General features: G+C 56.2%; 11 protein-coding genes. 3 read left to right on the top strand and 8 right to left on the bottom strand.

What is annotated here, in order from left to right; genetic code table 11:
* Positions 1-7: 7 nt before the first annotated feature.
* The 6 genes from NMG70_RS03700 to NMG70_RS03675 form a co-directional block, all read right to left on the bottom strand.
* The gene (locus NMG70_RS03700) at positions 8-268 is read right to left on the bottom strand and encodes an acyl carrier protein (protein ID WP_029356091.1); all 261 of its coding nucleotides are present in this window, start codon (positions 266-268) and stop codon (positions 8-10) included.
* Positions 265-2847 carry an SGNH/GDSL hydrolase family protein gene (locus NMG70_RS03695; RefSeq protein WP_254023276.1) on the bottom strand — a complete coding sequence of 861 codons (2583 nt, stop codon included), beginning with the start codon at positions 2845-2847 and terminating at the stop codon, positions 265-267. The genes NMG70_RS03700 and NMG70_RS03695 overlap by 4 nt, the downstream gene beginning before the upstream one ends.
* 251 nt (positions 2848-3098) lie before the next feature.
* Positions 3099-3509: a GtrA family protein gene (locus tag NMG70_RS03690; RefSeq protein ID WP_254023275.1), complete on the bottom strand. Its 411-nt coding sequence runs from the start codon at positions 3507-3509 to the stop codon at positions 3099-3101.
* Complete coding sequence (locus tag NMG70_RS03685) at positions 3506-4243, bottom strand: HAD family hydrolase (RefSeq protein ID WP_254023274.1); 738 nt, start codon at positions 4241-4243, stop codon at positions 3506-3508. The genes NMG70_RS03690 and NMG70_RS03685 overlap by 4 nt, the downstream gene beginning before the upstream one ends.
* Positions 4244-4246: 3 nt before the next feature.
* A complete protein-coding gene (locus NMG70_RS03680) occupies positions 4247-5218 on the bottom strand; it encodes a UbiA family prenyltransferase (protein WP_254023273.1) in 972 nt (323 codons plus the stop codon).
* Positions 5219-5278: 60 nt separating this feature from the next.
* Positions 5279-6781, bottom strand: a complete 1503-nt coding sequence (locus tag NMG70_RS03675; RefSeq protein WP_254023272.1) for a glycosyltransferase family 39 protein — start codon at positions 6779-6781, stop codon at positions 5279-5281.
* Between the two features lie 298 nt (positions 6782-7079).
* Between NMG70_RS03675 and NMG70_RS03670 the strand changes: the two genes are divergently transcribed.
* The 3 genes from NMG70_RS03670 (at position 7080) to NMG70_RS03660 (ending at position 11510) form a co-directional block, all read left to right on the top strand.
* Positions 7080-8321, top strand: coding sequence for a glycosyltransferase (locus NMG70_RS03670; RefSeq protein WP_436798347.1), 1242 nt, complete (start codon positions 7080-7082; stop codon positions 8319-8321).
* Positions 8322-8438: 117 nt separating this feature from the next.
* The gene (locus tag NMG70_RS03665) at positions 8439-9659 is read left to right on the top strand and encodes a glycosyltransferase (protein ID WP_254023270.1); all 1221 of its coding nucleotides are present in this window, start codon (positions 8439-8441) and stop codon (positions 9657-9659) included.
* 348 nt (positions 9660-10007) lie between these two features.
* Entirely contained in the window at positions 10008-11510 is a 1503-nt protein-coding gene (locus NMG70_RS03660; RefSeq protein ID WP_254023269.1) for a lipopolysaccharide biosynthesis protein, read from the top strand.
* Between the two features lie 20 nt (positions 11511-11530).
* On the opposite strand, the gene NMG70_RS03655 is transcribed toward NMG70_RS03660, so the two are convergent.
* Together NMG70_RS03655 and NMG70_RS03650 are read right to left on the bottom strand one after the other, a co-directional pair.
* The gene (locus NMG70_RS03655; RefSeq protein WP_254023268.1) at positions 11531-12172 is read right to left on the bottom strand and encodes a sulfotransferase; all 642 of its coding nucleotides are present in this window, start codon (positions 12170-12172) and stop codon (positions 11531-11533) included.
* Positions 12173-12278: 106 nt separating this feature from the next.
* Entirely contained in the window at positions 12279-13130 is an 852-nt protein-coding gene (locus NMG70_RS03650; protein ID WP_254023267.1) for a sulfotransferase, read from the bottom strand.
* Positions 13131-13732: the final 602 nt, after the last annotated feature.

Raw genomic sequence — 13732 nt, 5'->3', positions numbered from 1 at the left:
GCGAGCTCTATGTGGACGCCTGCTTCGACTGGACGAAATTGGCAATTTGGGCGATGGAGTTCAGGTTCTCCGGCACGAGTTCGTCAGGGGCGATTTCGATACCGCAGGATTTTTCCAGGTAGGCAACGAGCTTAAGCGTCGCCAGCGAGTCGAGAATGCCGTCAGTTATCAGCTCCGTTGAATCCGTCAGATTCTCCGGCCTTTCACCGGGCAGAAATTCCTTCAATATGAAATCCTTGGCCATCGTCCTGATCTGGATCGCGTTCATTGTTCCTCCCTTTGTGGAGCAACCGCAAGGTTCAGGGGAAATAAATCCTGGTGTTGCTGCAGCACTTCGTAAAGCTTGTCGGCGACGAGCCGATGGCCGGCGGCGTTTGGGTGATCGTCCCAAGGTGCTACAAGAAGCGTCCGCCAGTCATACCCGTCATAGACACCGGAAAGATCGAGAACATTGAAGCCAGCCTCGGCAGCGAGGCGCTTCTCCAGCTCGGCACTGGTCCTCTCGTCTGGTCTGGGTAGATAGATCCAAAAGACCCCGACACCTTCTCGCTTCGCAGCTTCCACGATTCGAGAATAGATTGCACGCTGAAGTCTCTCTCCGTAGGGCGTGAGCTTTCTTTGAAGCACCTCGCGGTCGGCGCTGGGATCGATCCCGCTCTCGCGTACAATGTCGCGCACGAAGTCGTAGCGATATGCGGAGCCATTCTGGATTGCCGTCGCGAGACGCTTTAGCATTCGTGGAATAAGCGCGCTGTGCTCGACGTAAAAGATGTACTTTGGTTTGAATGCGAGCACCCGATCCTCGAGGATGGCCAGAATGTCCAGAGGAACATAACCCCCAACAGCAAAGTTCAGCACCTCGTAGTGTCGATATCCGCTGTCGGCCGCCTGCGCATTCAGCCGCCGCTCCAACAAGCCCTCGAAAGTCTCTTCATCCGCGACGCCCTCGCCGAAGAGGTGGGAAGAGCCGACGACTGCAATTCGTAGGGTGCCGGGAGAAGGAATCTTCTCGTAGTCCTGATCTCGCATGCCCCAGCGGTTGATATGGACCCGCTTTCCCTTAAAGTCTGCTTGGGAAAGTGGTCGCAGATAGGTCGTGGGAAGCGCACCCGTGAACTCGCTCAGCGGCGTCTTGTCCAAATTGTCCCAACCGTCGTGTCGTTGCTGGCCATAGACAATCCAGAGTTCTGGGTTAAATGCGCCGACATTGACGAGGTTCTCGTAGTAGCCGCGCTCCAGGTTCGCGTTGTCGCGGCTATTGAGGGTCGGCACTCTAATGTCGGCCATTGCGGTACTGACCGTCTCCCCGAGGCGATCGTGAACCACGGGGAGCGAGATGCAAACCGCGATCAACCCGCAGACACCGACCGACGCAACCGACCGTCGGAAACTGTACTGGCGGTCGCCGCCGCCGCGCGCGAGCGCAAGGGCAGGAATGCCAATGATAGCTGCCACCGCGACCAGTACGAGGGCGGGCGTCGTTTTGCCAGGTCCTTCCACGCCCACAGTGTCGAAGACCGAGAACCATTGTGGGATAGAGCTCGCGCTCCAAAACGACCAAAGGAGGCAGATGACGACGAATACGCCAATGGTCCGGCCCGCAGTTTGCAGCGCACCGTTCCAGCTTAGTGCCCCGCCACGCAGGCGCCGCGTGCGACCGTGCCGCATTTCATAATGGGCGTTGATCGTCACAAGCACGGCCAGGATCATCCAGAAGAGGAAGTCGTTCCAGGTGAATACCCAGGTGCCACGTAACCAGAACCACTGATAATTGTGCAGCAGCCAGGTCGCGAGGAACGCGAGGAGGGTCGCGCTGACCAGCGCTACGCTCTCTCCCCAGCGTCGAAAACGAAAATACAACGGATAGTATACAATTTTCATTATGAAGTCCTTCCAGTATATATTTATTCGACGCCAGAAATCTGTGAAACTTGAGGAAAGAAAGTACAGATTGTGGGTTTCTGGAAGGTTGAATCCAAATAAATGCAAAATCCCCGTGATTATGTGAAAAGTTCCTGAAACCTTCAGATAAAGTAAAAATGGCCATATGATAAATTGCAAAAGATCGATCTGATTCTGTACGTCCGCAGCATCGATAACAAATCGCTGATATACGATGCGGTAGCATATCAATTGGACAGCGCCGCGAAACATCCACTGAATGCCCGTTTGATAGATGTAGTGCCGGTCAGCATTGTAGTAGCTGCTGCGGAAAGTTCTAAAATCTACGACCGGAAAGAGCGGGAAGCACACGTTCGGCAACATGAAAAAATACGCGAGACGTTCCGAAACCGTCGCCATTTTCTGGTCACGCCGCATTTCATACGCATAGACAATGAGACGGAACATGAACATGGAAGCGAGCACGGGCCAGACGGCGCGCGTCCACGGGGTCGCAATCCAGTCCATTCGTGCGGCGGCGAGCCCGCAGCCGGCGCCAACCAGCGCCAGCACTCTCCATCCAAAAGCGATCGGTAGGTGGACAATTCCGATCAGTACGAGCCCAATGGCGACGATCCAGGCGGCATCGATGACGCCCTCAAATCTCCAGTGGTGCCAGTTGGGCCCAAGGTTCACGAAGACTGCGGCGATAGCCGCGAACGAGAGCAGCACGAAAAACGGCAGCCGGTAACGCTGTGGCAGGAAGTAGTGCACGCACCAGCCGGCGAGGGCAACGAGCAGGACGCGGACAAGCGCAGTAGTCTCGAGCCTAAGGAGATAGACCAGCGCGATGAAGAGGGCCAGTTGGCCGGTTATGGCGAACCAAGCCAGGATGCTTCTCGACTCAGTCTCCGTAGGATCCGCCGACCAGGGAAGAGACAAGGTCTTCACATCAAGGCCAAGCATGTCTCGATCGAATGCACGCTCGCCGCCAGCGCATATCGACAATAAGCAAACTTTGCGGCACGCGAAAAATCCGCAAACTGCTGGTCAAGCGCCTCAGCCATGCTCCTGTCCCCCTGATAGGGTAAAGCCGCCCGGTCCCTTAAAGCGTTGCCTTGAGCATACCACAAAATAATCACTCCGCTGTGCCCGGGGTAACAGCGACATGTCTCTGCGATGTCGATTTAGGGTATGCTCAAAGACATAGCTGCCTCTCAAGAGCGTGGCACAACACCAAAGACGAAATAGCGATTAAGGATGAAATTGAGGAGAAACGCCGTTCCTATTCCGACGGCTTTGGCCAACACCGGTTCGACTTTGGTCTCCGCCACAACGATAACTGTGACCGTCACGTTAAGAGCCAATCCAAGCGTTGCGGCGACCAGAAAATAAATAGCAGATCTCAGTGAAAGTGTTTTTACCCCGAATACAAAAAAAGAGGAAGCGCAGTAGTTAAATGCGGCCGCCAGCAGGAAACTCAGCGTAGCGGCGACATACAACGGCCCAACGTGCTTTGGATAGAGTGCAGAAAAAGCCCCGATGTCGACGATTGCAGCCAATCCACCGGAGACGAAATAACGAAGCCCTTGGTCAGCGACACCGAGCCGCGAATTCCTTTCGATCATTGAGAACCTCTGCTGTCTTCGCGGGCCACCGCTGACGACGAAAGAAGAGGCTCAAAAACGGAATCGTGGTACGTCCTGAACGTTGGGAAATCCTTGTGCGGCACCGCTCGTCGTAGAAGGACCTGGACTCCGGCCCGGCGTGCAGCTTCCCCGTCATGTTCGGCGCGATCGCCGATCAGCACGGCGCGTTGAGGCGGAACACCTGCGCAGGCAAGAACATAGTATAGGCCGGCAGGATCGGGTTTCAGCCGGCGCACGCCGTCGTCCCCGGAGCTGGCGATGATATCGGCGACCAAGTCGAGGGCAACAAGTTTTGCAGACGCAGGATAGTCCGACCAGACCGCGATCGTCTTTCCTCGACCCGCACAGGCATCGAACAGTTCCGCGACACCGTTGAAGCGATAGCACCTAAGAAACCGGAGGGGACGTTCTTCGATCCACTCCTTGACCAGAGTTCGTACATCATCCGGTGGCAGTGAACACTCCGCCGCAGTAAGCCGATATTGGATATCCGTTATATCCTCCATCTGCTGTGCACGGCTCAAATCCTCGCGACAGCGACGGAACGCTCGCAGCGTCAGCGCAGTCCTGAAGCTCAATGTTCGACAACAGTGCGCTCCAAGTTCGATTAGCATCCGTTGTCTTAACCGCCTCTGGTCATACAAGGTCCCGTCGACGTCGAAGATGACAAGATCAACTGCAGCCCAATCGAACGTTCGATCAAGCCCTCCCATGCCCTACCATCCAGAATTCAAGAAATCTATGTAATGCGGAATGGAAAGTTTCTGAAGCCAAGGGACGTCGACACGACTTGTTATGCCGAAGACCGCAATGATGGCAACAATCGTGAACATCAACCACCGCGAACGAAAGAGTCTCTCTGGCCGTTGCGCAACGCTATTCTTTCGGAAGGAGAGCCATAGATAGAGAGAGAACAGCAGGGCAAAGAACGGAAATGTAAGTATATACTCCGCCTTATACTTGATAAGAAAGACCGCGAGGAAAAACGATGCCAGATTTGCATATGTAAAGCATGAGATCAGCAATCGCTCTTCGGAATAGCCGCGGAACGCGCGACGATAGAGGTGCAGAACGCCGAGGCCGGGACCAGCTGCAATGTCCCGATATTCGGATAGGCGCTTTGCTCCCATCAGAAATGCCCCGCCCATCCAATAGCAGAACATTAGACTAGACGGGGGCAGCGAGGTCGGGTCGATCATCGCCCAGCCGAGGACCAGGCGTATTGGATTGTTGACGGATTCGCTGATCACGTCGACATAGGTGCGATCCTTAAGGCGAAATGGCTTCACGTTGTAGAGTAATCCCGAAAGCAGGAACAGCAGCGTGGTCGCAAAGAAGAGTGGTCCGAGAGCCACCGCGCAGATGAGCCCCAGCCCGGCAAGCACCGCGTATTCGATGTAGATTAGTCTGGGATCAAGGTCGTGTCGTACGGATGCGCGCTTCGATTTTGTTGGGTGATGCGCATCGAATTCGCGATCGAGCCATTCGTTGATGACGTAATTGCTCGACGCGATCATGACGACGCTGAACCCGCCAAGCAGAATTCTCAAGAGGAGCTGATCTGTAGGTTCTCTCAGGACCAGAGCCAGAACTATGCCAGGTATGATGAAGACGTGCTTCGTAGAATGGTCCACACGCGCAAGCGTAAGATAGCTTCCCCAAGTGGCGTTCGACAGTTCTGACTGCATCACACAATGTCCTCTGTGAAAAGTTCTTGCCGGGCAATTGGAAAAAGAGCTGTGGTGTCATCACCTTTCTGCGGATTCGATCCGCGTCTGATCTAAGACGTAGACACGCCCATCCGGGAGCTGCTTGTAGAGGCTCAAAGGCACTACTTTGACGAGATCATTTTCAGGCAGATTGTAAAATCGCGAAGTGATGGCATCGAAGAACACGACGTAACCATTGCCGCTTATTATTGATCGCCGAAGCGATAAGATCTGCTCCTCCAATGTATTGTTCGGGTCTTCTCGCTGCGTCCGGCGATCGAATTGACGCGGAACTAATCGAACAAACCGACCGGTCAGATACCCGAGTGCGTCGGCGCCGTTGGAGTATACAATTGCGTCGGCCGGAAGATCTTTGACGAACTGAACGAGCGGGGAGGAATGCCAAGCGGTGGCATCATATCCGATGCCGGTGGCGTAGGCGCGCCAAACCCGGTCTGTGCTGCGGACCAGATGAGCCGCAAGGACGACCGCGATAAGGACCGAAAACGCCCACAGGACAAGACGTGGCAATCGGACTCGATACGGGCCACCCAAGGCGACCGTCGTAGCCATGACAACTGCAATGTAGAGAGGAACCGCATAGCGACTGCGGGGTCCGAACAACGGCAGGTTTGCTTCGACATGGACGGCAATAATCATGAACAGGCAGTAGAAGATGGCGAAAAGCCCAAGGACCAGGGGTAGTCGGTCAAGTGTCAGGACACGGCCTGCTGCGGATTCCTTGAGAATGCGACGGCTACAGATCCACATAACTGTGCCGGATACCGCGACTGCGGCGATGAGCAGAAGAAGCCGAATCGGGAACGGGAGTGCCATCGGGACGAGAAGATTGGTCAACGTATTCAGACCCGAAAGCCACGACTCGGCGTCAGGATTGCCGTTCAGCCGGAGCTCTCGGCCAAGCCCGTTCCCGCCTGCCAATCGGCTTCCGATAGCCCAGGTCAGAAAGATTACGCCGCTGGTGATCGCGATTAGGGCGATATCGAGAAAGCGTCGCGCAAGCAGCCTCGGCCTATCGAGAAGCAAGCAAGCCGCGATCGCCAGCGCCAGCGGCGCTGCGGTGAAGCGCGCCAACATCGCAAGTCCCAGTGTGACACCGGTAAAAACCAGGAAGTAGCCTTTGCGGCTTTCGAAGTACCGACAAAACAGGAGAACCGTGGTTAGCACCAAACCAATGAACAACGGCTCGCTCATCGCAACGGCATGCAGGAATATAAATTGTGGCGACGTGACGATCAGCGCTGTCCCCAAAGCAGCGGCCGAGGTCGTCGTTGAAGAGAGCATCAGCCAGATTAGGAGGATATTGACACAGACGAAGACCAGGCCCAGCACGCGGGCCCAAGTCACGACAGATCCGTCTGCAGCTCTGACAATGTCGAGCAACCAAGCGTATAGCGGCGCATCAAATGGGGTCTCATCCAGACGCATGTAACGGGTCGAGTCCGGCAGTATTCCGATGCCGTGACGGGTAGAGATCACGAATATCGAGATTGCCGTGATCAGAAAGACAACTCCGATCACGTTCCTCGAAGATGTCCTCCACAGAACGGCTTCAGCGGTGGTCCCGTTACTAGGCATCTCTGCCCTCTGTACTTCACGCGTCTACGAGGCCTCGGAACTCGAAATCGGGCAAGACGCTAGTAGGCGTACTGGCTGCATTGAAGTCATACCACAAAATAATCATCTCGCTGTGCCCAAGGTCACAGCGAGATGTCTCTGAGCCGTTTAAATCCAACAAGCTAAGTCTGACCGACTGGAAGCCGTTGGGATAACCCCTCCTTATGGAACGGCATGTGCCATGACCCAAGAAGGAGAAGGGGTGCAACAGGATTCGGGGTTCGTCTCCATGCGGCATCGACTGCGTATCGCTCATGTCATTACCCGTCTCATCAATGGCGGTGCTGATGAGAATACCGTCCATTCCTGCAATTGGGCCGCGCAAAGAGGACATGATGTTGTCCTGCTGCATGGCGAGATGGTCCACCCGGAAATTTTAGCTAAAGTGGACCCGCGGGTGGAACTCATTGGCGTCCCGGGCTTGACCCGGTCCATTTCGCCTGTCTCCGACGTGAAGGCATTGTTGGCGCTTACCAGGAGATTCCGCGCCTTGCATGCCGACATCGTACATACGCACACCAGCAAGGCAGGCATTCTCGGGCGTTTCGCGGCATGGAAGGCAGGAGTTCCAGCGATCGTTCATGGCGTACATATCGTGCCTTTTGTCAATGTCGGCGTCGCCGAGCGGTTTGCCTATCTCGCCTTGGAAAAACTGGCAGCACCAGTCACCAGTGCGTTCATCAGTGTGAGCGAGGGCATCCGCGACTTATGCTTGAGCGCAGGAGTGGGACATCCAGACAAACACTATGTCGTCCATTCCGGATTCGACCTTGATCGTTTTCGCAACGCCCGTCCGCCCGACGATTGGCGCGATTTGCTGCGCTTGACACCGGGCGCGCCGCGCCCGCCTGTGCTCTTGATGATCGCGGCTTTCGAGCCACGCAAGCGACACACGGAATTTCTGGACGTTTTCAAGAAAGTCGCAGTCCGCTTACCCGACGCGGTGCTTGTGCTCGCGGGCGACGGGCCGCTTCGCTCGATCGTCGAATCGCGGGCCAAGTGGCTTGGGCTCGAGCGCCAAGTGGTCTTTACCGGTTATCGGGACGATCCCGAGCGGCTGATCGCACTGGCGGATCTCTGCCTGCTCTGTTCCATGCGGGAGGGATTGCCCCGCGTGGTCATGCAATATCTCGCCGGTGGCAAGCCTTGCGTCGCTTGCGATCTGCCAGGTCTTCGCGAAGTGCTCCGCCCTGGTATCAACGCTGTGATTACACCCGAACACGATTTAGCAGCCATGGCCGACGCCATTGCCGCCCTCCTGGAGGATCGTGAAAGACTGGCTTGCCTCGCCCAAGGCGCCGCGGCGACGGATCTTTCGAACTGGGACGCCAAGCTAATGGGCAAGCGGATCGATGCCATCTATCGCGAGGCTCTTGACCAGCATCGGGCAAGCAAGGGAGTGCCGACAAGGCCTCCTGTCGGAAATGTGGCGCTTCCGCGATGAAGGGGTGTGACCTATGCGTTTGACAAGGTGGTGAGATGCCAAAAAAGTCATCTTCTCTTGCACATGGGACGGGGGGTGGCCGCCAGTGGCTCCAGGAACGCTATCCGGCGGATTGATATGATTGTAACAGAAATTGTCTCTGCTCATCCGATGAAGCCCCCCCAAGCCGAAGCTCTTCCGAGCATACGTATTCTGCTCGTGCTCCCAACCTATTTTCCTGAGTCATATGGCGGTGCCGAACAACAGACGCGCCGATTTGCTCGGATGCTGGTTGAAAGGGGCGTTTCCGCAACCATTCTGGCACCCAGATTGTCGCACTCGACGCCGAAACGGTCCGCCATCGACGGGGTGCCCATCCAGCGCCTTCGTTTGCGCGCGGCGCCGAATTTAGGCGGGCGGCATATGCTGTCGTTCCTGTCGTGGTGTGTCCAGGTAGTGATCTGGATGCTGCGCCATCGCGACGAATTCGATGTTGTACATATCATCCATGCCCGACTTCACGCCGTTCCGGCGGCATTGGCAGGAGCCCTCCTGCGCAAAACGGTTCTCGCAAAATTGGGCCGGGGCGGACCGTGTTTCGATCTCGACGTTGTGCGCGAGAAGAAAATCATCGGTCGCTGGGCGTCCGCCCTGATCAAACGTCACGTCACGGCCTTTATCGCCAATAGCCGCCAGATCGCTGGTGATCTGAAGAGACATGGCATCGACGCGGATCGCATTCATGTGATTCCGAATGGGATCGATCTGCCCCGCATGCCGCACCGCGAGCCGAGCGCCGATGGCAGCCGACGCTTTATCTGCCTTGGCCGTCTCGATCCGGAAAAATGCGTCGAGCACGTGCTCGACGCATTCGCGGCACTTCCCGCCCACGCAAAGGCGCAACTCACTATCCTGGGCGATGGCCAGTGCCGCGCCACTCTCGAGGAACACGCGGTCCGGTTGGGCCTTTCCGGCAGGGTCATATTCGCCGGCGCGGTCGAAGATGTCTTTCCCTTTCTGCGGGAGGCTGATTTCTATCTTTCCACCTCGGTGTCGGAAGGCATGTCGAACGCCCTGCTCGAGGCCATGAGCTGCGGCGTGGTCCCGATCATCACCGATGTCAGCGGTGCGTCCGACATTGTGGAGCATGAGCGCAGCGGTTTTTTGGCTCGCTCGCATGCGGAGTATTGCGGACTCCTTCTTCGCGCGCTCGGCCTATCGGAGGCAAAGCGCGATGAGATGGCGCGTCGCGCAGTACAAACAGTCACTGCGCGATTCAGCATGGAAAGCGTCGCAACACGGCAAATGAGGCTGTATGCCACTCTTGTGGATACTGCCACCCAGATCGTGAGGCGATAGCTTATTAAGGAGCAACCCCGAAGCCCGCCTAAGCAATGACGACTATTGATGCCGGAGAGAGGCGCTGAACGAGATGCTTGAGCGCCTACAACGCAGCAAAGAGGCCAAGTAATCAGCCATGACGGTCGACTCCCGCGAAAAGCTGAGGTTCGTGGCTAGGGAAAAGTGTGCCCTGGATGCGGCCGCTGCCATAATGACTTAGGTTGATGAAGCGATGACGAAAACGGTGATTGGGCGCCTGAGGAATCCACCCGCGAGGCGTGGGCGAGAAAATAGCTCATAAGGTTGGAGCACGCTTGCATGCACTGAAGCGTGGCAGTCCAATTGGACAGTCCGGAGCAGGTCAACTTGGACGAGGTAACTGGACATAAGAACCTGACACGAAGGGCAGCCAGGGGCCTCTCGTGGTCTGGTGCCACATTGCTGGCCCGAATCTTATTGAATGTCCTGGTCACGGCTGTCCTCGCTCGCCTGCTTTCCCCCCAAGAATATGGTGTTGTCGGCGCTGCCATGATCGTCGGTGCCCTAGGAAATTCGATCGCCAATCTTGGCATGTCGCAAGTGGTGATCCAGCGACGGGACATTGAAGAGCGGCATATCAGAACCGTCTTTTCCTTGTCCATGCTAATCGCCACCATTCTCGGCTTGCTTCAATGGATTTTTGCACCGCAGATCGCCGATTTTCTTCATATCCCGGAATTGGTCCTCGTTTCGCGCGTCCTTGCGGTCATGATGGTTGCGAATGCATTCAATCTTGTTGCCGAGGCCATTTTGTCGCGGCACCTGAAATTCAAAATATCCTCCATAGCGAGTCTGATCGCTTGGATTGCTTCCCATGTCGGCCTAGCCATTCCGCTTGCCTATTTAGGATTCAGCTATTGGGCCTTGGTGGTCACGTATATGGCCGAGGCATTGATCCTGGCCAGCATCTATTTCTTCATTGCCAGGGACTATCTCGTGAGGCCCAGTTTCGACATGCAGTCCTACCGCGATATCCGCAGACAGAGCCTGGGCTATTCGCTGGCTGGTATATCGACCTTCACCGCCAAATATATCGACAATATTATTGTCGCGCGCTTGATCGGTACCGCAGAGCTGGGCATTTACTCGCGAGCGTATTATCTGATCGCGATGCCGGCAACTCTGTTCGGCAATCTGAACAAGAGTGTGGTTTTCCCGCTTCTGTCGAAGGTTCAGGACGACAAGGTGAGGCTTCGCACCGCTCAGCTCAAGGGCTATGCCTTGACGGCAGCCCTAGCTTTGCCATTCAGCGCGTTCCTGAGCACGTTCGCCAATGAGCTTGTCCTGACGGTTCTCGGCCAGAAATGGGTGGACGCCGTTGTGCCCATCATGGCTTTTTCTGCGGCGATCTATTTTCGCCTCGGCTATAAGGTTTGCAGCGCTGTGATGCTTGCCACAGGCCGCAGCTACCAGATGGCGACCATGCAAATTATCAACATGGCGCTTATCGGTTTGTTCGCATTGTTTTCGGCACCTTACGGCGTGAACGCGGTGGCGGTCGCTGTATCGGCGGCCATGGCGGCAAGTTTCGTGCTTTGTGCTGTCGTCAGTTGCCGGATGACGGGGGTGACACTCTGGGACTTCTTGCTTGTCCATGGTCCACCGGCTGCTTTTGCCGCATTTGTCTTCGGGGCAGGCTCGGCGGTCAAAGCTCTGCTCGAAGGATGGCCGGATTATCAGGTGCTGGCCGTCGGGCTTTCCGTCATAGGCGCGTTATCCCTTGTTGCGCTCTATATGAGGGCTTCGCTTTTTTTCGGGAGATACGGCGTAGAAGTGCTCAAGAGCGCAGCATCAAAGAAAACGGCATGGATCAAATGGACGCCAAGCTGAGCGAATAAAGCGGTCGCATCTTATAACTTCAATTGCCAGATATCGGCCCATCCGGCGGGAGCGAATGCGGTGGCGAGCAGGCGGTTGGCGAGCACGTATGTGCGATCGCGGTCCGCCGAGGCATTGACCTTCGGCAGAACCGTGCCCGCGGGGACGTCCATCCCGAGAAATTCGGCCAGTTTCTCAACACCGTCACCTTCTTCCCAACAAAGCTCCAGGAACGGCTTTCCTACAAGCATCTTTCGAACGCGGGCATTGTGCTCCGTATAAATTTGGATTAGCCGCGCATCCTGCCCAAAGGGATAGGTCTGGCCCAAGACGAGCTTCCGGATGTTTTTGAACGGAACGCCTGTCAGTGCGTGCTTTTTCAGGCTGGATAGCCAGCGTTCCGGCGATGACCGTCTTGTCAGGATAAAGCGCGCGTATGGAAATCGCTCGATCAACATCGAGCACATTGACGCGTACGGCCAGTCCTCGAAGCTGTCGTACTGGTCGATGAACTCGAATATCTTGTCGTACTCCTTCTTGTGCCAGGCTCTCACGAGGTCGCGGCGAAAGGGCGCGTGGTTGAATCCGAGCCCTCTGAGAACCGTCCCAAGGGTCTTTGTGCCGGTCTTACCAAGTCCCACGCCGAATATCTTGGGCACGCCCTGGTTGGTCATTCCTAATCCTCAGAACCTGTACCCGAAGCGCTCGATAATATAGGCGAACCTTTGGACCTGCGCAATCTGTTCGACGTATCTTTGCCCGTCATCGAACCGCGCAAACTCAGAAATTGTCACCTCCATAATCGAACAATTCCGCAGTTGCGCGGGTGCCTGTCCAAATCCGCTGTCGTGCTGAATGATCGAGGCGGGCAACCGCTCGGGTGTTGACGTCTCGTGCGATGTGATCGGGTGCTTCATCCAATCTTATCCGCAGCTTTTCGCCAGTCGCGGCGTTTGTGTTCGTCGTCCGCTCCGTCCCAAATGATTTGACCTTAAACCGGATCCTTCCGTCCTCCGCTGCTGCTATGCCGAGCGCGTCGTAAAGGCTTTTAACAAAGGTATCCGGTGATTGGATCAAGTCCTCGAATCGAAGCGATAGCGCATCACGCTTCCTCGAGGCTTTGAACATCAGGCTAGTCACATCATTGTACCATTTGATCGCGCGCGCCTCGCTGAGACCGCTGCGTATCAGCCCTTCGCACATCGGTAATGGATGCCGCGTAAGCACAAGGTTCCGCGCTTCCATAAAGCCGCGCGCAATCGCGTCGTCGAATGCAATGTAGTAATCCATCACCTTCAAAACGACGTAGCGTGCTTGGGACTTTTCATTGCGCTCCCCGGGGCGGACGGTCTCGGCAGTCGCTGCGCGCATATGACGCCAAAAGACGGGAACAGATGCCCAGTTGACGGCCCCGCCAATATGGCACGCAGCCTTGCGCAGCTTGTAGAAGCGTCCGAACACTCCCTCATGCCATTCGCGGTATGGCATCAACACATCCGGCGAGCTGCCGATGATATTCCAGACAATGTTTGACCCACCTCGGCCAAAGCAATTCAATAGAAGCGCATTGGGCGGAAGAGCTTTGCCCGGCCTGGTGGGAGGCGAAGCACCGATCCTGTCAGCGGTCTGCATCTGCTTTCTCCGTTATCGCATCAGGCGCGACCCACTTCCCTGGCTGTCGTTGAAAGGCCAAACTGAAACCTATGATATGCTGCGGAGCTTGTGAGGAGAAGCGCGATAGTAAGTAACGGGTGTCCATGCGGAGTCTCATCCCGAAACCAGCAATTATTGGCACACGACAATGACCAACCGCCTTTCTCGCCGGAATCTGGCGCGGGCCGCATGCGCCGCCCTTGTGCTGGCGACCGCCGGTCGCCCAGAACGGGATGCTCGCGCCGCCGGTCCGGCGCAAGGCTCGCAGCCGAAGCTCACTCCTGGCATCCTGGTCTGTTCCCGGAAATGATTGTGAAATCCTGGTTGATGGTTCGCTGCATTCTCTGATGTGTTCTGCGATCAATGACGTGACTTATCGGCTCGGCATGTACTTGCCGAGTTACAAAGGCGCGCGCTGATGTTCGGTTCCTTGGCGGTTGGGCCGGTTCCAACTGGAGACCTGAGCATCACGTGCTCCAGTCCTCGGACACGGATGGGATCGTGTTCGGAAGCGGCCGCAATGATGAGAGCCAGAGGAAACTTACCGTCTAATGAGGTGTTAGAGCGTCGGACGCTCAGGT

This window comes from Mesorhizobium ventifaucium (genome assembly GCF_935822925.1).
In the GTDB taxonomy this organism is placed as follows: Bacteria; Pseudomonadota; Alphaproteobacteria; order Rhizobiales; family Rhizobiaceae; genus Mesorhizobium; species Mesorhizobium ventifaucium.
The sequence above is the reverse complement of the archived record's forward strand: the minus strand, read 5'-3'. Positions and strand labels throughout refer to the sequence as shown.